This window comes from Bacillus sp. DHT2 (assembly GCF_026241455.1).
GTDB classification, from domain to species: domain Bacteria; phylum Bacillota; class Bacilli; order Bacillales; family Bacillaceae_G; genus Bacillus_A; species Bacillus_A pseudomycoides.
The window spans coordinates 1-24,818 of the sequence record NZ_JAPHWH010000027.1 but is presented as its reverse complement, the minus strand read 5'-3'; the positions used below and the strand labels follow the sequence as shown (position 1 = coordinate 24,818).

At 31.9% G+C, this 24,818-nt stretch carries 26 protein-coding genes and 2 pseudogenes; 12 read left to right on the top strand and 16 right to left on the bottom strand.

Going from position 1 to position 24,818, the window contains the following annotated elements; genetic code table 11:
- Positions 1-14 precede the first annotated feature (14 nt).
- The 5 genes and pseudogenes from ORL93_RS29485 to ORL93_RS29465 all read right to left on the bottom strand — a co-directional run.
- Positions 15-1,064: pseudogene (locus tag ORL93_RS29485) on the bottom strand (IS4 family transposase); the annotation flags it as partial.
- A gap of 179 nt (positions 1,065-1,243) precedes the next feature.
- Entirely contained in the window at positions 1,244-1,921 is a 678-nt protein-coding gene (locus ORL93_RS29480) for a DUF4097 family beta strand repeat-containing protein (protein ID WP_265960224.1), read from the bottom strand.
- A gap of 16 nt (positions 1,922-1,937) precedes the next feature.
- The gene (locus ORL93_RS29475; protein ID WP_265960223.1) at positions 1,938-2,636 is read right to left on the bottom strand and encodes an ABC transporter permease; all 699 of its coding nucleotides are present in this window, start codon (positions 2,634-2,636) and stop codon (positions 1,938-1,940) included.
- Positions 2,629-3,360, bottom strand: a complete 732-nt coding sequence (locus ORL93_RS29470; protein WP_265960222.1) for an ABC transporter ATP-binding protein — start codon at positions 3,358-3,360, stop codon at positions 2,629-2,631. The genes ORL93_RS29475 and ORL93_RS29470 overlap by 8 nt, the downstream gene beginning before the upstream one ends.
- Positions 3,353-4,009 (bottom strand): TetR/AcrR family transcriptional regulator, encoded by a 657-nt coding sequence (locus ORL93_RS29465; RefSeq protein WP_265960221.1) that lies wholly within the window; start codon positions 4,007-4,009, stop codon positions 3,353-3,355. Before ORL93_RS29465 ends, ORL93_RS29470 begins: the two co-directional genes overlap by 8 nt.
- A gap of 561 nt (positions 4,010-4,570) precedes the next feature.
- Here ORL93_RS29465 and ORL93_RS29460 point away from each other — a divergent pair.
- From ORL93_RS29460 to ORL93_RS29450, 3 genes are all read left to right on the top strand, one after another.
- Complete coding sequence (locus ORL93_RS29460; protein ID WP_265960220.1) at positions 4,571-5,026, top strand: VOC family protein; 456 nt, start codon at positions 4,571-4,573, stop codon at positions 5,024-5,026.
- 33 nt (positions 5,027-5,059) lie between these two features.
- Complete coding sequence (locus tag ORL93_RS29455; protein WP_141441918.1) at positions 5,060-5,521, top strand: VOC family protein; 462 nt, start codon at positions 5,060-5,062, stop codon at positions 5,519-5,521.
- Positions 5,522-6,149: 628 nt separating this feature from the next.
- Positions 6,150-7,319 (top strand): serine hydrolase domain-containing protein, encoded by a 1,170-nt coding sequence (locus ORL93_RS29450; RefSeq protein ID WP_265960219.1) that lies wholly within the window; start codon positions 6,150-6,152, stop codon positions 7,317-7,319.
- Positions 7,320-7,615: 296 nt separating this feature from the next.
- On the opposite strand, the gene ORL93_RS29445 is transcribed toward ORL93_RS29450, so the two are convergent.
- The 3 genes from ORL93_RS29445 to ORL93_RS29435 form a co-directional block, all read right to left on the bottom strand.
- Positions 7,616-7,747, bottom strand: a complete 132-nt coding sequence (locus tag ORL93_RS29445) for a hypothetical protein (protein WP_257143714.1) — start codon at positions 7,745-7,747, stop codon at positions 7,616-7,618.
- Positions 7,748-7,982: 235 nt separating this feature from the next.
- Positions 7,983-8,240: a hypothetical protein gene (locus ORL93_RS29440; protein WP_098807089.1), complete on the bottom strand. Its 258-nt coding sequence runs from the start codon at positions 8,238-8,240 to the stop codon at positions 7,983-7,985.
- 277 nt (positions 8,241-8,517) lie between these two features.
- Complete coding sequence (locus ORL93_RS29435) at positions 8,518-8,931, bottom strand: hypothetical protein (RefSeq protein WP_265960218.1); 414 nt, start codon at positions 8,929-8,931, stop codon at positions 8,518-8,520.
- A gap of 519 nt (positions 8,932-9,450) precedes the next feature.
- Between ORL93_RS29435 and ORL93_RS29430 the strand changes: the two genes are divergently transcribed.
- Entirely contained in the window at positions 9,451-9,957 is a 507-nt protein-coding gene (locus tag ORL93_RS29430; protein WP_265960217.1) for a GrpB family protein, read from the top strand.
- Positions 9,958-10,191: 234 nt separating this feature from the next.
- On the opposite strand, the gene ORL93_RS29425 is transcribed toward ORL93_RS29430, so the two are convergent.
- Complete coding sequence (locus ORL93_RS29425) at positions 10,192-11,190, bottom strand: ETX/MTX2 family pore-forming toxin (protein ID WP_265960216.1); 999 nt, start codon at positions 11,188-11,190, stop codon at positions 10,192-10,194.
- A 1,159-nt stretch (positions 11,191-12,349) separates the two neighbouring features.
- Here ORL93_RS29425 and ORL93_RS29420 point away from each other — a divergent pair.
- From ORL93_RS29420 to ORL93_RS29385, 8 genes and pseudogenes are all read left to right on the top strand, one after another.
- Positions 12,350-12,856, top strand: a complete 507-nt coding sequence (locus ORL93_RS29420) for a GNAT family N-acetyltransferase (RefSeq protein WP_265960215.1) — start codon at positions 12,350-12,352, stop codon at positions 12,854-12,856.
- 285 nt (positions 12,857-13,141) lie between these two features.
- Positions 13,142-13,705, top strand: a complete 564-nt coding sequence (locus ORL93_RS29415) for a GNAT family N-acetyltransferase (protein WP_265960214.1) — start codon at positions 13,142-13,144, stop codon at positions 13,703-13,705.
- Positions 13,706-13,917: 212 nt separating this feature from the next.
- On the top strand, positions 13,918-14,184 hold the full coding sequence (locus tag ORL93_RS29410) for a hypothetical protein (RefSeq protein ID WP_265960225.1): 267 nt from the start codon (positions 13,918-13,920) through the stop codon (positions 14,182-14,184).
- Positions 14,185-14,652: 468 nt separating this feature from the next.
- On the top strand, positions 14,653-16,089 hold the full coding sequence (locus ORL93_RS29405) for an IS4 family transposase (protein ID WP_265960213.1): 1,437 nt from the start codon (positions 14,653-14,655) through the stop codon (positions 16,087-16,089).
- 523 nt (positions 16,090-16,612) lie between these two features.
- Complete coding sequence (locus tag ORL93_RS29400; protein WP_098102037.1) at positions 16,613-17,443, top strand: YiiX/YebB-like N1pC/P60 family cysteine hydrolase; 831 nt, start codon at positions 16,613-16,615, stop codon at positions 17,441-17,443.
- Between the two features lie 164 nt (positions 17,444-17,607).
- Positions 17,608-18,702 (top strand): hypothetical protein, encoded by a 1,095-nt coding sequence (locus tag ORL93_RS29395; RefSeq protein ID WP_098125718.1) that lies wholly within the window; start codon positions 17,608-17,610, stop codon positions 18,700-18,702.
- Positions 18,703-18,876: 174 nt separating this feature from the next.
- A complete protein-coding gene (locus tag ORL93_RS29390; protein ID WP_018783666.1) occupies positions 18,877-19,194 on the top strand; it encodes a hypothetical protein in 318 nt (105 codons plus the stop codon).
- 369 nt (positions 19,195-19,563) lie between these two features.
- Positions 19,564-20,002: pseudogene (locus ORL93_RS29385) on the top strand (DUF4030 domain-containing protein).
- A 51-nt stretch (positions 20,003-20,053) separates the two neighbouring features.
- Here ORL93_RS29385 and ORL93_RS29380 read toward each other — a convergent pair.
- From ORL93_RS29380 to ORL93_RS29350, 7 genes are all read right to left on the bottom strand, one after another.
- Complete coding sequence (locus ORL93_RS29380; RefSeq protein ID WP_098019426.1) at positions 20,054-20,710, bottom strand: ATP-binding cassette domain-containing protein; 657 nt, start codon at positions 20,708-20,710, stop codon at positions 20,054-20,056.
- Between the two features lie 12 nt (positions 20,711-20,722).
- Positions 20,723-21,265, bottom strand: coding sequence for a hypothetical protein (locus tag ORL93_RS29375; protein WP_265960212.1), 543 nt, complete (start codon positions 21,263-21,265; stop codon positions 20,723-20,725).
- Positions 21,266-21,467: 202 nt separating this feature from the next.
- Positions 21,468-22,007 (bottom strand): hypothetical protein, encoded by a 540-nt coding sequence (locus tag ORL93_RS29370; protein ID WP_098019422.1) that lies wholly within the window; start codon positions 22,005-22,007, stop codon positions 21,468-21,470.
- Between the two features lies 1 nt (position 22,008).
- Entirely contained in the window at positions 22,009-22,722 is a 714-nt protein-coding gene (locus tag ORL93_RS29365) for a hypothetical protein (protein WP_098019420.1), read from the bottom strand.
- On the bottom strand, positions 22,709-23,506 hold the full coding sequence (locus ORL93_RS29360; RefSeq protein WP_098019418.1) for a hypothetical protein: 798 nt from the start codon (positions 23,504-23,506) through the stop codon (positions 22,709-22,711). The genes ORL93_RS29365 and ORL93_RS29360 overlap by 14 nt, the downstream gene beginning before the upstream one ends.
- Before the next feature lie 78 nt (positions 23,507-23,584).
- Entirely contained in the window at positions 23,585-24,025 is a 441-nt protein-coding gene (locus tag ORL93_RS29355) for a hypothetical protein (RefSeq protein WP_265960211.1), read from the bottom strand.
- Between the two features lie 332 nt (positions 24,026-24,357).
- Positions 24,358-24,711: a transposase gene (locus tag ORL93_RS29350; RefSeq protein WP_098019415.1), complete on the bottom strand. Its 354-nt coding sequence runs from the start codon at positions 24,709-24,711 to the stop codon at positions 24,358-24,360.
- Positions 24,712-24,818: the final 107 nt, after the last annotated feature.

Here is a 24,818-nt window from a genome sequence, read left to right as displayed (position 1 = left end):
TGTCCTTATCTGGACACGCCGATTTGCCAACGCAAAGAATACCAGTCATGTACCTGTCCCATCGGGACAATATCTGTAGGGGTGTTTGTCATATATACATTGATACCACTGAGTCGTTTACTACGAGGAGAATACTTCATTCCTTTCTTTTTTTCTCTTACAGCTTGATCTTGTAATCGTTTTTGTTGCTGTTGTTTTGTTAATCGGTGAACAATTACACGAGCTGGCACTTTATCAATCATTCCTACATAAGCATCAGCTATTTCACATGTTTGTCCTGGTTGAAGGGAGCTCATTAACGTCTCCATATCTATCTGTATATACTCTGTACCTTTCTTAATTCTTCCGTCTTGAAAATAATCAGGGTTAGGATTTTTTTGATAAATACGTGTATTCGACTTGATACGAGAGATATAGTAGGCCTCTTTATCTTGTATATATTGAAGGTCTTTTAAATGAAAATAACCTAAATCTCGGATACATAAATCATTCGCTGTCACAGTTGGGGCACACAGAGAGCCGTAAGTGCGATCATGTTGTTTACCTGGACCTGTATGAATATGTAGGAACTGTCCACTTAACAAATCATACTCAAGTTGAATTTTTATCCCAGCCGTATGGCTGCATCCTCCTGCACCTGGATAAACCGATGAAAATACATCCGGGAGTTGAAATGCAGTTGAATCTAAAATACGAATACGCTTGAAAACAGAAGTGTATGGAGAAGAAATCGGCATAGATGCGGCCAGTTTTTTGCTTAGTAGTTCGGCTAGTAGGTGTTGTAAAAGTTGGACGGCCGCCTTATTAAACCGTTGATTCAGTCCCTCAGGACTGATGAGTACTTCTGTTGATGCTTCTACACAGCTAGATAACTGAGTTAAAGAAGTCATAGCTACATTTTGGCTCAACCATACACATAAAGCTACTAAATCTTTTGCTTGGTACTTACTGGTTCGTTGTACAAAGCCAACATCTCTAGCAAGATCCCGTAAGGTATTTGGAGATAAAAAACTTTGAATCTCTTGAGCAAATAGTTGTAATTCGTCAGACACAGAAACAGACATACAAAAACGCCATCCTTTCCTATGATTCTACAGAAAGAATAGCGTATTTTTTCATTTGATGGAAAGTTTGTTTTATTAGCTTGATAGCGGTGTGGCCGGACCCCATACTCTCCCCCTTCACTTCATCATGCTACTTTTAAAAGTTGTTCCTCTATCTTTCAAAAGGCCTTTATTCTTTACTAGTTTATAACTCTTATCTCTCCTAAATTAGCTGTTAAATTAAATTTATAAAGTTGTTCTCCTGATAATACAGCATCTATTGCACACTTTCTAACCCCGCGTTTGTTTATTTGAACATTAGCCTTTGGTGGAATCTTAATATAAGCGCCTGCTGCACCACATGAACAGTTCAAATCTCCACCTATCTCATTCATTTCCAAATTAATCTTCCCTGAAATAGACTTAACATTAGTATGCTGAATTTTTCTTAATAAACGTATATCTGCAGGACGACTCCCAATCTTTAAATCTAAAGAATCACATAAGACATCATTTACAACCAATTTTGCAGTCTTCGTGTTAACTTGTATTTTTTTACCTTGAAGGCCCTCAAGAGTCAGTTCACCAAGATCTTGATTAATAGCTAGGTATTCCATCATCTCTTCTGGAATACCTATATCTAAATAAACTGATTTTGGAAATCCAATCATAAGAATTGGAGTAATGCGAACTTCTTGTTTTAAAATTAGACGATTCGCTAGTTGTTTTATTTCTATCCCCTTACAATGTCGTCCTAATGATCCATTAATAACTAATTTTGTTCCTTTTATAGCATGACAAAAAACAATTCCTCCTGTAATCTGAATTTCTATTTTAGTTCTTTCATTTAGCTCAACTGTTTCCTGATAGTTACTCATTGATCTCCCTCCTAAATTAATCTATTTCCATCCGATTTACTCTCTGCATCAATTCAAGAGAAACTAAGATTCCAATAGCAGCAATTATTACTAATATAATGACACCTAACATAGGATTATCATAACCAGATGCCACAGTATTCCCTAAAAGTGCAATTAAGCCGAAAGAAGAAATAATTGTAATAGGAACTGATTTTTTAATAAAACCTATTCTCATAGCGATAAGGGCTACCATACTTGTTATAAAAGCAGTAATTACAATCATTAACAATGTAGAAAAAATATCTTCCTGTGAAAGAGTATCTGGAACAATAGGAGAAATTTTTTCTGTTAAACTAAAAATAATGATAGGTATGGCACTGCAAATAATCATAGCCACCGTAGTAAAACTACTTACAATAAGTAATTTTACAAGTAAAACTTTCTTCCGATTGACAGGATAAGAAAATAACAATGTCATTTGTTTTCCTTTGTATTCTTCAATAATAAAGCGAGTATACATTACAGATGATATAGTCGAAAAAACAATCATTCCCATTAAGATAGTGAATTTATGGATATTAGCATAATTCTGAAATTGAATCTCATTTGTTTGTTGTGCAACAAATGCAACAAAATAGATAAACGCAAGCAAACCAATACTCGAAATAACATTTGCTAAAATAAACGTATTTATTTTATTTTTTCCAATTTCAAGTTGGATTAAATTAAGCATGTACTTTTCCTCCTGACATAATTTTGAAGAAATATGCTTCTAACCCCTTCGGAGATTTTTTCTTTACTTCTTCCAGAGGTGCTTCCTCTACCACTATCCCATTTACAATGACTCCAATTGAATCTACAATGTGTTCCAGTTCACTAAGGATATGACTTGAAATAAGAATGGTCATCCCATAATTTTCAGATAGATTTTTAAATAACACCCTCATTTCTTGAATCCCAAGTGGGTCTAATCCATTTACTGGTTCATCCAAAATTAAAAGTTTAGGTTTATGAATGAATGCACGTGCTATGGCTAATCTTTGTCGCATTCCTAATGAAAATTTAGAAACTGGTTGATCACCTGTTTGAACAAGGCCTACCATTTTTAATACTTTAGAAATCTCAAATCCTTCAGCATTCATATAAGCCAAATGAAATTTCAAATTCTCAGTTGCTGATAAATGCTCATAAAATACCGGAACTTCAATTAAAGTTCCTATACTTTTTAGTATCAAATCGCGCTTTTTCGTTACGTCCATTCCAAAAATTTCAACCTTCCCAGATGTAGGAAGCAATAAGCCCGATAAAATTTTAAATACTGTCGTTTTACCTGCACCATTGGCACCTAAAAATCCATAAACAGTATTAGCTGTTACCGTCATCGTACTTCCTTTAATGACCTCTGAACCATCAAATACTTTTACCAAGTTGTGTGTTTTTACGGCAACATTATTCATTAATACCACCCAGTTCTATATTTGGATAATGATTCATAAGTTCTTTTATTAATTGATCACTTACAATATCAACCCCTAACTGTCTCATCATATGTTGCAAAAACTTTATCCGATTAATCGTTTCTGATTTTTTACGATTAAATAGGATTGGGTTCGTCCAAACATCCATCAAAAGCATAAAAACTTCTGCACATTCATTGGGATATTCCGTTGTAATGGAACCATCTGCTATCCCTTGTTTCATGATTTCCGTAAATATTAACGCTTCTTTATTTACACTTGCTTTTATTCCTTGCACAATAAACTGTGGATTTTTTATTTGGTAATTCAAAATATCATCAATAGAGTGAATGTTTTTATCTGATGCAATTCTTTCTAAAATTTTTGTTAACTTATCCCTACTATTTACTGAATCAATACTATTAACTAATTGCTCCAACATCTCGTAAGTATAATTAAACTGTCGTTCCATGACTGCTTCTAATATATCTTCTTTCGATTTAAAATGATGAAAAATAGCTCCTCTTGACATTCCAAGAGAATCAACAATATCTTGTATGCTCGTTTTATCAAAACCTTTTTCACTAAACAGTGTTGTGGCTACTGTTAGGATTTTTTCAATTGTTTGCTTTGAATCTTTACTTCTCATTTAAAAACCCTCTCTCATTATAAATACCGGACATCGGTATGTTTAGACTAACATTACAATATTTGTATGTCAACATGATGTGTTAACGAATAGTCTAAATTTTTCAACATAGGGTCTCGCCCCACCACCATCAAGTTAAGAGATTCATTATTTCCTAAGACAACAAATGAACTGGATTACCATAGACAACTATGAAGAGATAAAATTTTCGTTTTGGGGATACTTCAAAATCTTAGCTTGATGGGTATGTGGCGGTACCCCATGCCCATCAACTTAAGAAAACAGAGCAATCTCAAAAAGAAAAAGTAAGATGAATCCTTATAACTAACTGTAGAAAAACAGAATTTTTGTGTAGGCCTTTTTAAAGATAGTAACTTGATGGGGATGTGGTGATACGTGGGGATTCTACGACAAAAGTAGTAGGATTTCCACTTGAATTTCATCTTTTAGATTGATTCATTTAGCTGTTTATTTTAATAAAATAGTGATTAGGTATATTGAGCTTAAAAGATATAAAATGATATTGGTAATAATTAAATACTTATAAAAGGAGGAGTTTTGATGATTAAAGGGATTTTTGAAACACATATTAATGTAAGTAATTATAAAATATCCGCTGAATTCTATGAAAAATTATTTAATATTATTCCTTTGTATGAAGACTCTAATCGAAAATCTAAATTTTACTGGATCGAAAAACCTGGAGAAGCTATGTTTGGCATTAGAGAAAATTATCCTTCACCGGAGGTTCAGCGTCAACATTTCGCTTTTAGAGTAGATGTGAAAGATATTATTAAAGCGAGAAATTATTTAAATGAATTAGGAATTGAATCTGCAAATTTCTTTGGTGGAAATTCCGAAGAATTAATGGTATTCCCTTTTATGCCTGCTGTGTCGATTTATTTTACAGATCCAGATGGTCACTCAGTTGAGTTTATTTCTATGTTAGAGGATAAACCAAGACCGGAACTTGAAATTATGTCCTGGAAAGAGTGGGAATTTATACACGGAAGATAATTATAAATTACAATAAAGAAGGGAATAAACATAATGATACAAAACATATACGAAACACATTTACATGTAAGAAATTTAGAAAAGGCGATAGATTTCTATCAAAATAAGTTAGGGTTAGCATTAGCAAGAAAACTATCTAAAAGAAGAGTGGCTTTCTTTTGGGTAGGAGAAAATAAAAAACAAATGCTTGGACTATGGGAAGTACATAATATTGAAGACTTTGAGACGAAACACTTTGCTTTTGGTGTAGATCTAGAGTTTTTAAAGACTTCTAAATTGTGGTTAGAAAAGCGTGGAATAGAAGTGATAGGAAGTCAGGGAAAAGGAAATCAAGAGCCAATTGTCCAAAGATGGATGCCCGCTGCAAGTGTATACTTTCTGGACTGTGATGGAAATAAATTAGAATTTATTTCTATGTTACATGATAATCCAGATGAATTAGAATATGCATCCTATTTAAGTGAATGGGATGCGGAACACCAAAAAAATGAATGAAATTGTATCTATAAAATGGGGTAGCACCACACATCCATCAACTTAAGAAAAGTAAACACCCCAAAAACAAAAAATGAGCTGACTTCTCAAAATAACTAACTATAGAGAAAGAAAAATTTCATTTAGTGGGTACTTCAAAACCTTAGCTTGATTGCGATGGAGGCACCATATCAAAAAAAGAAAATTGTGCGTTTAGACATATTTTTCAACCGCTTCCTGTACGTTAAGGGACTCGTTATTTTTTTACAGTTTTTTATTATGAAATTCTAAATAACTAATTATAATAGGTGAAAAAAACGATCAATAGTTGGGGTACGGAAAGGATTCGAATTTACATTCTTTCTCAATACATATCATGGATAAATAAAGTAAAATATGGGTTGGGGCTATGTCTCATGTTGTGTTAATCCTAACAATAACTAAGGGTACATAATATGCTTTCATACCTTTGAATAATTTTTTTATAGAAGGGATGGAGATTTAACTGGCTCAAATTGTTGGTATTGATAGATACCTTTGTACTGGGGCTTTAATCTATATGCGTGAGGGCCTTTCCCTAAGTCTTTTCAGGAAGTAAGGATCAGTAAGCAAACACTTATACAATATGAATAGAGGAGAGGAATGCCTTATGAAAATACGTATTCAAATTACATGTGCAAGTCTGGCCCTTTTAATAGCTGGAAGTTCCCTGTTATATACAACACCAACCTCAATTGTAAAAGCAGAGCCTACTCAAAATGTATCTAGTTCGTTACAAACAAATACTCAACGAGATCGTACTTCCGTCAAGCAAGCAATGCGGGATACATTGCAACTTGGATACCCGGGGATACTTGCTAAAACTTCTGAGGGTGGAAAAACGTGGGGGTATGCCGCTGGAATAGCGGATCTGAGAACCAAGAAACCAATGAAAACAGATTTTCGCTTTCGCATTGGGAGTGTGACGAAGACGTTCACCGCAACAGTTGTACTTCAATTAGTTGGAGAGAATCGCCTGAAGCTAGACGACCACATCGAAGACTGGTTGCCTGGTGTCATTCAAGGAAATGGATATGATGGTAACAAGATTACTATCCAGGAGATATTGAACCATACAAGTGGTATCGCTGAATACTCAAGGTCAAAAGACGTTGATTTTACGGATACAAAAAAATCGTATACGGCTGAAGAGTTAGTGAAGATGGGGATTTCTTTTCCCCCAGACTTTGCTCCAGGAAAGGGCTGGTCTTATTCAAACACAGGATACGTATTACTGGGTATCCTTATTGAAAAAGTAACTGGAAACAGCTATGCGGAAGAGGTTGAAAAGCGAATTATTGAACCACTTGAATTGTCGAATACATTCCTACCAGGCAACTCAAGTGTTATTCCAGGCACTAACCATGCCCGTGGATATGTCCAACCAGACGGAGCAAGTGAGCTAAAAGACGTTACTTATTATAACCCAAGTGCAGGTAGCTCTGCTGGAGATATGATTTCTACTGCTGACGACTTAAACAAATTTTTCTCTTACTTGCTCGGTGGCAAATTACTGAAAGAACAGCAACTAAAACAAATGCTTACTACAGTTCCTACAGGAAAAGAAGGAATCGATGGATATGGTCTTGGAATCTATGAAACTAAGCTTCCAAGCGGTGTCTCGATATGGGGACACACAGGTGGCATTCTAGGGTTTACTACTCTTGTTGGAGGTAAACTTGGAGGCAAGCATACGTTGGTCGTCAATTGGAATAGTTTGGGTAGAACTGACAGTCCTAATCCTTTTAAAAAAATTTTACTTGCTGAATTTAATAAGTAGGAAAAATTTATCGTAGTTTTCATAGTTAAAAATATACTTTTCTGTTTCAAAAGCCCCAACTTATTTTCAAGAAAAATTTGGGGCTTTTTTTGTTTTGATGGCGTTTATTCTCCTTAAGTTGATGGATGTGGGGTAGCACCACATGTCCATCAACTTAAGAATTCTGAATTACCCCAAAACGAAAAAATGAGCTTTTTTTGTTACAAGTTAGCACAAAATTTCATTTTTGGGGTACTATCAAATTTTAGCTTAATGGCTATGGGGGAGCATTAGGAAAATGCGGATTTACAACGTTTTTAGGATTTTTTTAGCCATGACTGAATATATGGTTCATATGAAGCCCAAACAGGCATAGATATTTCCTTTTTTAAGCCTTCTTTCAAAACTTCGTTATATCCATATACCCATTCTGATAAGCCTTCTTTCATATGATTTTCCACCATTTCTATAGTATTCTCAGATAAAAACATTTTCTGTATTAAATGTGAAACTATAAAAAGGGGAAAGTTAAAGAATTTAGACGAAATATTTTATTTGTAGGTATACCATAAGCTTTACATACATTGATCCCTTCTCTAAAAGGGGTCACCATATCAAAAAAAGAAAATTGTACGTTTAGACACATTTTAGCCGGTTCCCTGTACGTTAAGGAATTAGTTTGTATTATTTTTCATTTGATTTATCCTTAAAAAGAACGTTGTATGTTTCATCTTTTTCACTCAATGTAGCGAAAACAGGAAAAATCCACAGGAATAATGGATCTACGTTGAGTAATCTCGTTCCTGAAAATTGTCTTAATGTATCAGCTGACAGATATTGAGTTTGAAGACAATACGGGCAGTCTTTCCCTTCTCTTTTAAAGAACAATGACCATACCTGCAAAGCATTCCATCTTCTTTTGCAATTTGTGCAACGCGTCATAAAAACTTCCCCCTTCTATATTTATCGCTTAAAACTTATAGTTAGAGTGTTTAAGTCTACTGTTCCTATATGCTGTACAGAGGTTTATATACTTATACCGCTTCCTTAATTGCAAAACATAACTAAAAGGTAAAAGAAAAGACACCTTAAGGTGCCTTTCTCCGACTTGTTAACCACTTTAATTTTAACAATATGTATTGGACTCCCATCCAAATATAATTTTACCATATTTATCTATATTTTTATTGAGAAAATACCATTCAAATCAGTATTTGGTTTATTCGGGTTTCTTTTGTTTCAAGAAAGATGTTAATACAAATTCTTTTTTGAATACATCATAAGAAAAACGGCAAATCACTTCTTCAGTATATAGATCCCATATAAAAGTTTTGTTTTTTGTATTGTTTATATTTTCTGTTGTTCCTTCTCCTTTTTCCCCGTCAACAGCAGCGACAACTTCATCATAAGTCATATATTGTTTCAATGAATTATATGATTTAAGTTTGTCATAATAATTTTTATTGGATTTGAATTCCTTTAATTCTCTTACCCCTTTTTCTAGGTCTTTTACTTTTTTATCGTTATCATCAATAATCTTGTCTACTTCATCCTCTGAAAAGGTTTTAACATCATTATTACTTACAACAGATTCAGTAAGTTGTGATGCAAGTAATCCTGTTCCAAAGAACAAACAAATAGAAATTAAAAGGAATCTACCTGTAAAAACGAAGCTTTTTTTAGTTGGTAGTCCCTTTTTTAATTTTGTAAGTGGCTCCAAAAAGAAGGAATCGTTGCCGTACTCCCTAAAAGGATTTGCGCAAATATTAAATTGTTTAAATTTATTAATATGTTAAAATGGAATAAAAAGGATTAGTATATAATTAAAATATAGTTCTAAAAAAGAAGGTGTAATATATGCAAGGGGTACGGAAACGATTCTGGGTATGAGGGGCCACTCTGGGATTTAATTACAAATAAAAAAAGAACTTTATTCAAGTTCTTTTAATCTACGATACAGAGCGGCCTGACTCACTCCTGTAATTTGGCATATTTCCTTAAGGGGTACAGCCAACGTACTAACATAAAACCCACGCTAAGACATTTTTTTGAAAGTTACTTTGTATTTCAAGTCACGATTGCTCCCTCTACCCCATTATGGTATGATGTTCCAATGGTTAAAAAACGGTATTAACATTAAAGGGGGAATAAGATGTTAGGCTTGCCAAAAGGAGAGGTCTTTTTAGTTCCTTGGACAGAGGAATGGAATAAAGAATTTTTATTAGAGAAAGAAAAAATACAAGATAAAATAGGTGAATATATAATGGATATTCATCACATAGGGAGTACATCAATAAAACATTTAAGTGCAAAACCAATTATTGACATAGCCATAGAAATCAAAGATTTTAATGATGGTGGGAATACTTCCCCATCTTTAGAAGAGTTGGGATATTCGTATAAAGGAACAAACATTTTGCCTGACAGACATTATTTTAGTAAGGGTGAACCAAGAACCCATCAAATCCATATGTATCAATGTGGAAATAAATATTTACTTGAACAGCTAATGTTCAGAGATTACTTGAGGGATAATGATGAAGCAAGAATTAAATATGAACAGCTCAAACTTAATTTAGCAAAGTTAAATAAAAATAATAAACATAAATATGCAGAAGAGAAAACGGCTTTCGTTAAATCAATTTTAAAAAAATTTTAAAGGGTTTCTTTATTAAGCTAACGGAAGCGTATCTTCCATAAGGGGTACAGCCACATTGCCATCAACCTAAGAAAACAGGTCACCCCCAAAACGATAAATAAGCTTTTTCGTTACAAGAAAGCCTAAAAATTTCGTTCTGGGGGTGTAATAAAACTTTAGGTTGATGGGCATGTGGCGGGACCCCAAATAGATAGAAAGCCGACTCATAAGTGATATGAGCCGGCTTTGTTTAATTTATTGTTCTTTTTTAACTTCTGGTTTAACTGTATAAGTGTAACCTTCATTAGTAGAAGTGTTATCTTCGTTAGTAGATTTGCTATTCTCAACATCCGTACCGCTAGATGTAACAGCAAGTGCTTTAGGTGACGCTACAACAGGTTTTACAGTTACAGAGAATTCCGTTCCATATTGAGCTTCGTATTTACCACTTCCTATCACAGATACCGATCCATCCTCACTATGAGTTTTTACAAGTTTATAAACACTTTTATCGAATTCATCCGCAGTCGTATGTACTAAGGAATTAAAACTCATCGCTCTCGGTCCAATCCCATCATGATACGAAACTTGTCCGTGAAGTCTAGATAAAAGCTTTACATTTCCGCTGATTTTATTAGTATTTAAAGTTACCAGAACTTCAACTGCTGAATGAGCAGGAACTACGATATTTTGCGGGCTAGCAGTATACGTATAACTTTGGGTCTTTGTATTTTCATTTGTATTGGAGAAATTATATTCAGTAGATAGTTCAACGCTTGCCTCTCCAATAGTCGGAATACCAAACGATACACTAGTAGATACACCTAAGTTAAATCCATGTGTAGTGGCACTAGAAACAGAATGCTCAATTGTCTTTGAGAATTCATTTGTAGTGTAGGTTTGATCCTGATCTGTATTATTCCTAAAAATTGACTTACCTACAAACAGAGTTTCTGAATTTTTAATAACAGGATTATCATCTGCTTCTACTGATGATCCGAGAACCTGATAAATTTGAAACTTAGGATTCGTAAGCGTATAATAATACTGGTGATAAATGCTAAAAATCTTTTTGAACGGCTCATCCAAATTTTCAATAATAGAAGGATTTACTTGGTTTGCTGTAACATTTTGAATCGGGCTAATTTGAGCTGCACTTGCTGAATTCGGGGATGCGAATGCAAATGAAGTACCAATAGCTCCAATCATAGCAAGTGATAAAATTTGTTTAGTCTTCTTATTGTTTTTTGACATATTACTAGCTCCTCTTTTGAGATTATAAAATTCTAAGTTATTTTGTATGTATAACAATTGAATTACTATTATTCTATAAAATAGGTAAACTTCACTTAAGGGATTCAGCACCCATTACAGCACAGTATCCTACTCGGACTAAGAGATGGTATTTTACATAAATACTGCAAATAATCCCTTCAAATTTTTTAGGAATTTCCGTCCATTGAGTTCACAAGCTCTGTTCTACTTAATTTAGAATATTAAAATGTACATACTGAAATACGATTTCGCAAATTTAAAATACAAATGCAAAAGAAATAAAAACTTTTTCTATCCCTATTTCTCTTACCTTTATAGAATGTAAGGACCTTACATTATTAAAACACCGTAATCGTTTTCAGTCTCCTTTCATATTTCTTATAATCATGTTGATAAGTTCATCTTAGTTTATATATCTTTCAAACCCCTTGCAAAAGTCTTGCAAAATATAATAAAAGAGTAACACCCCATCGCTATCAAGTTAAGAAATGCATTCTTCCACAAAACGAAAAAACTGAACTAAATACCTATGAATAACTACAAATTTGCAAAACACTTTCAATATGGGCCCATCCCATTGTCATCAGTCTAAGGTTTTAATGTACTCCCTAAATAAAAATTTTCTTTCTCTACAGATAGTTATTTATAATATGGCGACCCCTATTTGTAATTAAATCCCAGAGTGGCCCCTCATACCCAGAATCGTTTCCGTACCCCTGCAAAGATCTACATTTGGTTTAATTAAATCTTTTACAACGCTTTTTTCTATTTTTCTGTTAGTCCAAAATGGATTACTAATGTTTTTAGACTATTGGAATGGACGAGAAGTATCTCAAGGTAAAGTTATTATGTTTGCTGTAGGAATATTATTGTTAGGAATATCTATATTTCTACATAAATTTAAAAACATTCCATTAAAAAACAGTAATTAAATCTTTATATTCAATATTTGTTTATCCCTAGCTTATTGCTAGCTTTTTTACTGCTGATAATGATGCGTTATGTTAACCCCATATGAATAGAATATACAGGATTCCTTGTTCAACTAACTGGCAGGTTAATTGAATAAGGTTCTACCAAAGGATATACCATTAATCATGTAGAATTCACATAAAAATAAATGTAGGAGGATAGAAAAATGGACAATCCAGTTATATGCACGGAAAGGTTAATTTTAAGAAGAATGACTAAAGATGATACTGAAAATTTGATGAAAATCTTTTCAGACCCAGTAGCAATGCGGTATTATCCTTCAACCAAAAACGAAAGTGAAACAATGGAATGGATTAATTGGACCCTAAAAAATTATGATGAATATGGGGTAGGTTTATGGATAGTAGAAGATAAAGTAACTGGAGAATTTCTTGGACAATGTGGTATTGTACCTCAAGAAGTAGATGGCGTAATGGAGATGGAGATAGGTTATTTATTTGTTCGGCGTGTCTGGGGGAAAGGATATGCAACAGAAGCAGCTTTAGCGTGTAAGAATTACGGATTTGAACGACTAAAATTAAATAGGATGGTCTCATTGCCCGATGTAAATAATATTCCTTCAACTAAAGTTGCTAAACGAATTGGTATGCAGGAGATGAAAATTATAAACAAATGGGGAAAAGAAGTGTATGTTTACTCTGTCTCTATTTAAAAACTATGATTAAATTGAAGTATGTGAAGGGTTACACTTAAACTATCGGGTGCTTTAATTTATCAGGAAACTAAGAGATTTTAACTTCCAATAACAAAAATTATGTGCACACTAAAGTCCTCCAGTTAAATAATCTGGAGGACTTTTAATAGTCTTCTAAATACATTGAATCCCGATAATGATGCGTTATGTTAACATCACATGAATATGATATACAACAGGAATTCTCTAATCAGGACACGAATTTATTCTTTATTAATAAATCATGATTAGAGGAATTGAAAAATGTCGACTAAAGAGACTCCACTATTAGAAAGGAAAGATATAATACTACGTCCCATAGATCCTGAAAAGGATTATAAGCAATGGTATAAAGTAATGAAAGACCCTGAAATGCATAAATGGACAGGAAATACAGTGCCTAAAAATCCTGAAGAAACGAAAGAAATGTTACAGCATTATAAAGAACTCGATCATATCATAGCATGGTCTGTGATATTGAAAAGTACACAAGAAATGATTGGGACCTATTGGCTTGCTGTGCCAACTACTACTGGAGAGGGAATAGTGATTACAGGTGATGCACAACGAATAGCAAGAAAATATTGGCGTACAGGTATTACTTCTCAAGTCAGAAAATTAACATATGATTATGCGTTCTCCAGATTAGAGGTAGATGAAATCCGTGCTTCAGCATGGAAAGATAACACGAATTCGTGTCGTTCTATGGAAAAAGCAGGCTTCGTATTATTAGGACAAAGAGAAAGATTATTTTCAAAGTATGAAAAAGTCATGACAGAAAACCTTTATACTTTAAGAAAAAAGGACTGGTTCAACAAAAAAAGTTAACTTCCGAGAACGCATGTTATATTAACTAAATTAGCTTAAGATTAAATCATTGGAGGAAAAAGTATGAAAAATAAAATACCTCTAATAACATTCATTTTAGCTGCTTTATTTGTAGCTGGAGGTTTTGCATTCTTCTACTGGATCAAAACATTCCCATTCAACTAAAGAAACCTAACTACCAATAACGATAATTATGTAAATGAGCCGTCCATATGGACGGCTTATTATTTTTTTACTTAGCGTGGTTTTTTTCCAAAATGCTGGCGGTACCCCTTTTATTAGCCACTTTATTAAGTGCCTGTCAACAGAACGATAAAGAAGAAGCAAAAAGTGAAGAATCAAAAGTTATGGACACTATTATGGAAACGGTAGATGGAAAGGACTTCCTTAGTGGGGTCACCATACATGCCCATCAACTTAAAATTTTTGTAGCTTTTATAACAACGAAGTTTATTTTTATTGTTTTTGGGAACAATTAATTTCTTAAATTGATGAGCATGAGGATTTCCTACTTTAACTGAAAATCACTCAGATTTTTTGAGTTTAATTTCTTTAAAACATGAAATAAAACAGCTAATAGAGAGTAACAGAAATGTACAAGAAATGAGCCAGATTTTATAATCTATGATACTAATAATGAATGCAAATATTGAGGCTATAAACATTACGAAATTGAAGGAAAAATAAAACCATTTACTAGATTTTTTATAATTTTTCATTAAAAAGGCTCCATTTATCAATATTTTATACATATTATACCATTAGAAGTTGATATTTAATAAGAGAAAGTTATATGTGAAAAAATTACTAAACCCTTGTGAAAGCAATATTTTTTGGGTTATACGATGGTACCATACATCACCATCAAGTTAAGATAAATTTGTATCCATATAGCGAAAAAATCGCTATTCTTTTTGTAGAAATATGCAGAAAGGATGGCATTTTTTATGAATCTTTCGATTCAAGATGAACTCCAATTATTTGCTGAGGAATTATATCAATATTTTACTCCTTCATTTTTAGAAGAGCTTGCTAGAGAGTTAGATTTTGTTCAACGAAAGCGTAAGTTTTCAGGACATGACTTAGCCACTATCTGTGTTTGGATGAGTCAACGGATAGCGAGTGATTCTTTAGTTAGACTGTGTAGTCAACTACATGCAGCTACAGGAACTCTTATTAGTCCAGAAGGACTAAATAAACGGTTCAATAAAAAAGCTGTTTGTTTTTTAAAACATGTTTTCTCTGCATTATTAAAAAATAAAGTTTATGAAACTTCAGTGATTCCAAGTTCTTCACTAACCCATTTTCAACGAATTCGTATTTTAGATGCAACGATTTTTCAAGTACCAAAACACTTAGCTAGTGTGTATCCCGGTTCGGGTGGTTGTGCACAAACAGCAGGTATAAAGATTCAATTAGAATATGATTTACATAGTGGGCAGTTTTTAAATTTTCAAGTTGAACCAGGGAAGAATAATGATAAAACCTTTGGAACAGAATGTTTAGCGACATTACGGCCTGGCGACCTCTGTATTCGAGATTTGGGTTATTATTCACTGGACGATTTAGATCAAATGGACCAACGTGGGGTATATTATATATCGCGGCTGAAATTAAATAATATGGTGTATATCAAAAATGAGTTTCCTGAATACTTTCGAAATGGGACAGTAAAAAAACAGTCTCAGTACATCAAAGTTGATTTAGAACACATTATGAATACCTTAAAACCAGGACAGGTCTATGAAATAACAGATGCTTATATTGGAAAGGATAAAAAACTATTTACACGCGTTATTATATATCGATTAACTGAAAAACAACTTCGAGAACGTAAGAAAAAACAAGTGTATACCGAAAGTAAAAAGGGCATTACATACTCAGAGAAAAGCAAACGATTAGCTGGTATGAACATTTATGTTACCAATACACCTTTGGAATGGGTTCTGATGGAACAAATACATGATTTTTATTCCCTCCGCTGGCAGATTGAAATTATCTTTAAAACTTGGAAATCCTTATTTAAAATTCATGATTGGCACAATGTCAAACGAGAGCGATTAGAATGCCACATTTATGGAAAACTCATCGCTATTTTTCTATGTTCTTCTACTATGTTTAAGATGCGACAATTAATTTTACAAAAGAAGAAAAGAGAATTAAGCGAATATAAAGCCATTGGAATGATTCAAGACCATCTATACATTCTTTATCAAGCTATACAGCAAAACACCCGAGAAATAACAAAGATTTTAATCCGTCTGTTCCATCTTCTACAGAAGAATGGACGAAAATCTCACAGATATGAGAAGAAGACTGTCTTTGATATTATGGGTGTTGTCTATGAGTATAATGGATTGAGAAAACAAAAGAAAATTGCATAATTAAAAAAGTGAAACCCGTTAGGGTTTATTTGGTATGCGCATTTTTAAGAATATACTTCTATTTTAAGAATGTTTTAACCCGGCTGAACGAAAGTTCAGTTTGTTTACACTCTTAAGTTGATGGGCATGGGGTCACCATATCAAAAAAAGAAAATTGTACGTTTAGACATAATTTGGACATACTTTAACCGATTCCCTGTACGTTAAGGAATGGGTTAATTTGTGAGATATGTGAATTATCATTAAGAAGATTATTTAACACTAAAAAATTTGGTTCTGGTGCAAAAACTTCGAAATATCTGCAAGTAATCTCTCAAACTTGGACATACTGATTACGTCCTTTTTTAAAGTGCTAGTATCAGTATGTCCAAGTTTAGGAGGGAACTTTAAATAACTGCCATTATCAATAATTGTAAAAAAATGTCGGGAAATTTTTCTGAAAAATCTTAAATTTTTATTGGTATTTTTGTTAATTATTGTATAATCATATCGAATACTAAATATACACAAAAGGGGATGGATTATGAAAAAGTTATTAAGTACCGTTATTGCTGCAACTATATTAACATTGCCGTATGGGGTAAGTCATGCAGAAGAATCAAGTAAAGTTGGACTTAATTATGAACAAGCATTAAAAAAATTTGACACAATAAAAAACAGTATTGGTAATACTAAGCTAGATATAAAAGAAAAAGAGAAAATTAGAAAAGAAAACTATGAATTATTAAACGCAGTTTTAGATGCGAATAAAGATATGGAAACTCAAAAAGTTGAAAAAATCATTTCTGCTGTAGAAGATATTGATGCACTTATGTATGATCTTGAAGCAGAAAAAGGTAATACTAACTTTGGAAGTAAATCAATAGATTATGAACCTGGTAAAGAAAAAACTTCTAATAAAATGCAGGAAGCTGCTGCAAGTTGGAGTGGAAAAGGTGATATATTAGTTAGCATGAAAGCTAAAACATATGGCTTACCACATGGACATGCAGCCATATTAAGTACAACACCACATTATGTTATTGAAGCATTGCCTAGTCCAGGTGTTGTTCATCAGTCAGCCTCAAAATATTGGTCTACAGTAGATGATGAAGGACAATATTATGTTAAAGGTGCATCAAATTCAGCATATTTAAACGCAGTTTCTTATGCAAAAAACCAAATTGGTGAACCATACAAGTTAAAAACTAGTTTAAATAATACTTCGGAATGGTATTGCTCAAAATTAGTTTATAAAGCTTGGCTTAATGCTGGATATCATGTAGGTACACTTGATGCTTATCTAGGTGTTGTTCTTCCGGGAAGTATTAAATCAGATATGGATACTGTTAAATATAAGAGCAATCCATACTAAGCATAATAGAATACGATTTAATCGTATGAAATATAAAGAAAAGCGTGCCAAATTAAATTGGACACGCTTTTCTTTAAAATATACATAAAAGGATTTATCTAACGGAATTCATTATATTACTTCGGAAAAATTCTAATACTACTTTTAATTAATAAGGAGAAAAAATGAAAAAAATTATAATGATTGGACTTGTTAGTTTTTTATTTTTAATTGGTTGTAATCAATCCAAAACATCTGAAAGTGTAAAAGAAATTTCAGATGTAACACAATTTTCACCTAAAGGAAGTGGAAATTATCTTTTATTTCATTTAATCGATCCTTTTGGGAAAAAGGGTTATATCAACGAAGTTGATAGTTCGGCTAAAGTACTTAAGAAGCATACTATTACAGATAATCACTTTTCTCCCTCCGATGTGTTTCATTTTCAAGATCAGTTCTATTTTGCAAGTGGAGCATATTCTAATGAAACTCAAGTAATGAAATATAATCCGTCAAATAAAAAGATATCATTGATTGAAACAGGTCAAAATAAATTTATAGAGAAATATTATAAAGATGATGTATCGGAATATGTTATAACAGTTGTAAATAAAGACGATAGTAATGATGTATGTGATATTAAGAAAAAGAAATGTGTTAATTTATCACAAGGATATATTGCACAGGATATTACAAGTATTAATAATCATATAATTGTCGTTGGAGTAGATAATAAATCAATGGAAAGTAAAGAAAAAGTTACGGTTATAAAAAAGTATGATAGAAATTTAAATTTAATAAAAGAAATTACTTTAGATATACTGCCAAATTATTTCACTTATACTCATCAAGCTCAAAAATTATATTTATTTATGATCAATGGAGATATAACAGAAGTTGATAGTGAGTTAAATATAAAGACTTATCCTATTGATTTATCTAAGTTTTCTCAAAAAATAGCAAGAGTTAATTATAATAAAAATGTAGTGATTGATAAAGATACAATACTGTTAAATTTGGAGATTCGCGAATTAGAAAAAAAATTGAGTTCTCTTGTGAAAATTTCTTTTAAAAATCATACTCCTCATTTAGAAGAGATTGATAATAGTAAAGGAGAAAGTGTTTTAAATATAGATCAAAAATCTAACGAAATTTTTACAAGATCTTATGAAAATAAACGTACAATTATTAAAATAAGGGATCTTAAAACACTTAAGGTTACAAATACACTGAAGTTAGAAAACAATGATCCTATATATTTTGTAGATAATATTAAATAATATTAAGAGAAAGTTTATCAAAGTTATACGTAAAGAAGGTTATTAAAAGAATTACAGAAATAGTTAAAGGAAACTATTGTAAATAAAGGTAATTATTTTTATCTAAGAACTACCTTTATTTAAATTTATTACTGAATAGAGTTTTTAATATTACAAATACGGGGAGTGAAAAGAATGTATTGGCAGACTCTTCCTAATTGGTTTTGGGTAATATATTATTTATTTCTATTGACTACATTAGGAGCTTCAATCTTTAGTATAATTCGAAGGAAAATGAAAAGTTTGTCTATTTTAGCATTCATTTTTGTTATGACAATCCCAATAATAAGTCTCATAAATAGTATTGACAGACCAGCAGGAACAAATGAATTTGAATATTTAATTAGTCAATTGCAACAAGGCTTTATTTGGTCAATATTTATAATTATAGGTTATTTGTTTTTATTAGTATGGTGGTTGTTGTTTTTGCTCAATAGTAAGACTATAAGTTAAGTTTATTGCATTAAAAGTACGATTTTATTCCTTTTTTGATTATAGATGAAAAAGTTTATATCCTCTATTTGTAATCATACTGAGCAAATAAATAAGTGAGCTGTGATGAAAATCCGGCTCTTTTGTTATTTTCAGAAATTTATTTAAAAAAATCACGTTTTTATTAAAAACGACTTCTCATACTTGTGGTACAAACCAACATAAATATAAGCTATTGCTGTTCTTGTTCCATTACTACACAGACCTCTAATTCACATATCTCACAAATTAACCAATTCCTTAACGTACAGGGAATCGGTTAAAATATGTCCAAATTGTGTCTAAACGTACAATTTTCTTTTTTTGATATGGTGACCCCTTAGTGCCTCCATGAGCGATACACCAAGAACAGTAGACTTAGAAATAGCTGATACTGTTAAATACAAGTAAGGTAAAAAAAGAGATTAACGCTCGGTTAAAGAACCAAGATATTAGACCATATACAATTAATGTGAGTCAGAGAAATATGGGCATTGTAAAGAAAGAGAGGCGTTGGAGCGAAGTTTACAGTTCTATTTTTGATGAAGTGTTTACCAAAAATGGATACAAAGGTTTTGGAATTCAGCCAGTTAATTTCGAATCAAACCAACCATTTACCCTTGCTATACATACTACAATAAATAATTCTGATCCAGAAGCCAAAGAGTTTGGAAAGAAAATAGAAAAGGAAGTTGATGATTTACTTAAAACAAAGAAAGTAAAACAATGGATTGAAAACGATTTGTATACTATTGAAGTTTATAGTCAAGAGAAACAAAGAATTAACTAACAAATAATCGTTTTTGCAAAGGAAAAGGAATCCACATAGTAGGGATTCCTTTTATAAAGCAGAGAGTTTAGTTGTTTGATGCTCAATAATTTCACCATTATCAATGGTATACAAATCATCACACAATAACTGTAATTCATGTTGATCGTGGCTAGCTATAATAATTGTTTTACCTTGCTGTTTTAAATGTAATAAGAGTTCTCTTACAATTTTTACAGCATTCTTATCTAACGCATTTGTAGGTTCATCTAACACTAGAATATCTGGATTTTCCATTACCGCTTGAGCTATTCCTAATCGTTGTTTCATTCCTAATGAATATTTTCTTACTTTCCTTTTGTCAGTTGGTTCTAAACCAACCTGTGTCAAAACACCTTTAATATGTTCATCATTAATTTTATTTTGAATAGACGCTAGTAATTTTAGATTTTGGAATCCTGTATAACTTGGAAGAAACCCAGGATATTCAATTAATAGTCCAATGCTGTCTGGAAAATTATTATCAAGCTTTTTCTGATTAACGAAAACTTCCCCTTTATTAGGTTTTATCAAACCGCAAATTGCACGTAATAACATGGTTTTACCAGACCCATTTTTCCCTTGAAAACCATAAATCTTTCCTTTTTCTAATCCTAAATTTATATTTTTTAGTACAGTGTGATTTTTTATTACTTTTGTAAACTCTTTAACTTCTATAACGTATTTCATAAACTCACCCCTTTATTCTTCCTCTCTCATGACGTCTTTTTTCTTTATAATAATAAAAAAGACTAATAACGAAATGATAAACAAAACAAGATTATAAATATATGAACCGGCTGGACTCATATTAGTGAATGGCTTATGTCTAGTGAGCATTGCTTGTGCTCCAGGGCTATAAAAGGAATTTGTAAATACAGGTATTAAATAAAAAATACCTAGCACTATAAAACTATATATCGGTTTAAGCAACATACTTAAGGTAATATGGAACATACCTAGCGATAGGGATGTTGTATACATTAATAAGAAGATGGTCAGTATTACAATATACGGTTGATCCACCTTGTTTCCGGTCATATTAAAACCAGTTAGCATAATAAAAATACAAAAAATAGTAACATAATAAAATGTAACATTAATAATGAGCCAACATATTTTACTTATAATCCAGTTGTTCTTCTTCTTAAGTCTTGTAAAAACATACATGCCATAGGTCATATAATCTTCAGACACATTGCTTCCGATAATAAAAAAAATATAAAGTTGTACGAGTAAAAACATATATGGTATTTCAATTGAAGAGTCCGGGACTTTGGCACCTTTAAAAAAGTAATTTATGAAGGCATCGCTAGTAAGTTTATTGTTTGTTTGCGTAAATAAAAGTGTAATTACACCAAAGATAATAAAACAAGATAACCATTTCCATCGATTTGTGTAAAAAGAAACTAGCAAATCGTATCTCAAGATATTTTTCAATATAATTCTACCCTTCTTTTTTCAGTACTACCCATTCTTTAGGGTTCAGCATAACCTGTTTTTGTTCCTCCTTGCTTAGGAGCATTGATTTTTGTAATGTTGGAAGGATACTATAATACACCCCATATTTCACATCTTCTTTTGTAAGGGCACTATATTTCAAATAGGTCTTCGATTCATAAGGTTGTATCTTGGATATCTCTCCTTTTGTTTCAGATGCAATAAGTTGATTACCAATACGTAGGTCATTTTTATCTAGAATATACGCAGGGTTAATTTCCTTTTTCCCATGATTTTTAAATGTTACATATAATTTGAGATACTTATAAACCTTCGGTGATACCTCATTACCTTCAAAAGGTTGGTTAGATATTTCGTATTTTACAGTCATAGCTACATCTTCAAACTTCGCAAATTCCCCAGGCTGATATGTTGATACGTTTACTTTTTTAGGTGTATGCTTATTAACATTTGTATAAAGAAAAAAATATGTAGTTCCTAATATGAGTAATACTATGGTTATGATGCCTATCCTCTTTTTGGTCATATCACTTTTCACCCCTAATACTTTGAGAAATAAAAGATTTTCTTTTTATAACCTGTAATCCAAGACTATAGAATATAAATGATAAGGTTAGTAAAAATAAAAACGCTTGTGTAAAAAGTTGCAAGTTTCCTTCTTCTTGAGTTTGTATGCTTGTTTGCCAAATAAATAAGCGAATTGGATTATATCCATGTAACTCACTCATAAACCAAACACATACGATGAAAAAAGCAACTACAGTTTGATTTACCACTAATCGAATAACTAAAAATGCTAAACAAATAGCGAATAATCCAACTGTTAATAAGAAACCTCTGATCCAGTAGTCCCCAATATTCGCATTAAAATTTAAGTTAAATAGAATACTATAAAACAAAAGGGTGAATTCAAATAAAAAGCTAAATAAAGTAGCTATTATTATGGTTTTAGAGACCATTGCATACCAAATTTTATTTCGATTTCGAATACGAATGATTATTATATCGTTTTCATATATTTGTAGGAATGAAATGATACAAAACAAGCATAATGGTGCAAGCATTAACGCAATTATATTTTCACTCATGCCATAATGTAAAAATGTTGTTATATCGGTATTATTCGCTCTTTTAATGTAATACATGGAAAACAAAGCAATGATGTTAAAAATAAAAATGGTGAAAAATAAGGAAGGTAAGTATCCTTTTACAGTTTCTAATTGTCTTTTAATTAAGTTCATGTTTTTCACCCATTTTGATAAACAAAGTTAAAGTGATATACATCATAGAAATCCAAAAGATGATAATAAAAAATAAGGATGCATTTTTCTCTCCAGAGGGCCTTAGGAATCTTTCTGGAGACCAATTATTCAAACCAGAGAACTCACATATCGCTGAGATAATAATCCAAATAAAAAATGGCACTAAGCAAACAATATACTTTTTGGAAGTAAATAGCCCTGCACTTAACCCGATTACCGCCAGAAAACCAGCGTATAAAAAATTGATTAAGCAATAGAACAGTACATACAAAATAGGATTAGAATATATTAGATCAATCATTAATGAGCCATTAACTATTTGAAATGTTCCATAATGAACAGGCCAGTTGGGAAATAAACAAGTTAAAATGATGTAATGTAAAAGTAGAGGTAGCACAAATAGAATTCCACCAGTTAAAAATGTAGCTATAAATTTAGCTAGTAAATAATGCTGTTTTTTCGCTCTTGTATAAAGAAAGCAAGTGTAATTTAAATTGGTATCTGATGCGTACGACCAACTAAAGGGTAATACCACTAATAGTGGAGTAAAAAAGAAAACTGTTCTCAAAATCCCCGTTTCATTTACATTAAGCCATAAATAGGTAGGAGTTATGGTATCTATCGTCATATATGCCTCTTGTACTGTAGGTATAACTTCAAAGAGAATATTGTAAATCATATACAAAATAAATAGACCAAGTGGTATTAAAAAAGACCTGCTTTTAAATGCTCTTGATAATTCAAATTTTAATATAGAAATCATACATATCACCTCTAGGGAAAAAGTGGTGCATCATTACACCACTTTTTCATTTCTAAATAATGTTTTTATTGATATATCTTATCTACTATCAGGACTCCAAACCCCTTCTACCCTACAAGATGTCCAATTACCAGTCATACTTGCGGCTATCGTTATATCACGTTGACCGTAAACTTCATGAGCATTGTTCTCTATTTTATAAACACCATATGCATCACTCGTATATGTTCTTGGTGTAGATACTTGCTCTCCATTGTGTAGCATCTTAATCCAAGCTCTATATTTTTCACCACCATTATTAGTCCATTGGATTTTTTTATATACACTTGAGTCATTATATTTCGTTCTATATCCAGTATTGTCACTGTGCTGTCCATTACCATCCCAACTTGCATCAAATGCGAAATACCAATGTTTATCTACTGTATCTGCATGTGTAATTGCACCAGAGCCAACAGCTACAACAGCACCTGCTAAGAGTGTGGTACCTAAAATCTTTTTGATTTTATCCTTCAACATAAATTTCTCCCCTTTTTCAATATACAAAAAACATCATTAAAATTGCATTTGATATTTATCGTATATGTAATGATACATGTTTTTTGAATATCCTTTCAGAGAGGCCTCTCAGTCTTTAAGTCGATTTTCAATGTAAGTGGTGGTATACCAACCTCATAATAACTTACAGATATTGTATGTGTAAATGAATTTTCAGAATATTTTTCTCGCTATAGATTTTGGGAACATTTTCGTGAATCTTATCAAGATAATAGCGACATGGGTTACAAGAGAAATTCAAAAAATTATGGGAACAAAATTTTTTATATAAAATGAAAAGAAGAACCTTATTTTTAAAAGTTCTTCTTTTCAAGTTTTTCTTCTAATATTTTCTTGTCTTCATTATTGGATGTTGGTGCTTCCCATTCGCTTTCTATTTTTCGAAACCATTTACCGATTTTACTTAAATAATGCCTTTTTACTTCCCCATATGGAATCCAAATTTCACGTTCCTCTATTCGATTCATCACTTCACTAAGAATGACATCATGCTCGTATTTTTTAGGTCTTCTATTATTCACTTGTACAAATTTTGTATATTCTCTACGAAGCCAATTAGAAATGCGTTCTCTTTGTTGTTGTCTGAGATGTGACCATTTTTTATTTGTTTGACGGATTTGTCCATTAACTTTTATATGATTTTTCATAGACAAGCCTCCTATTACTGTCAAAGCGAATATATAACTATCGTAGCACACTAAATTCAGAAAAGGGAAAGAATCCCCTAATGAAGATTTCTGTGTTTTTTATTTTT